This is a genomic window from Coprococcus sp. OM04-5BH (assembly GCF_003482105.1).
GTDB lineage: Bacteria > Bacillota > Clostridia > Lachnospirales > Lachnospiraceae > Coprococcus.
Map to the genome: position 1 here is coordinate 166,514 of NZ_QULM01000006.1, position 287 is coordinate 166,800.

A 287-nucleotide genomic window follows, 5' to 3' on the forward strand; every position below is an offset into this window, starting at 1 on the left:
CAGCCAAAACAGGAATCCGAACAGGCAAAGTCCTATAATAGCCATATAATAACGCCCTAAAGGAATAAGGCACAAGGTACAAAACATTAGAAACAATGGCAATATCATTTTGACAAGATATTCCCGTCTTTGAAATCTTTTTAATAAATCCATTTCCATGCTTTGATATTTAGGTTTCTCAAAATGGTGCTCATTGAGATAGATCACATATTTCTCATGCCACTCAGAGCTTTCAAAATAGCTGCCATCCATATATTGCACTTTCGTCTCCTGGGCTTTCATATCTG

1 pseudogene is annotated in these 287 nt (G+C 36.6%); it reads right to left on the reverse strand.

Going from position 1 to position 287, the window contains the following annotated elements:
- Positions 1 to 252: pseudogene (locus DXB54_RS12010) on the reverse strand (hypothetical protein); the annotation flags it as partial.
- Positions 253 to 287: the final 35 nt, after the last annotated feature.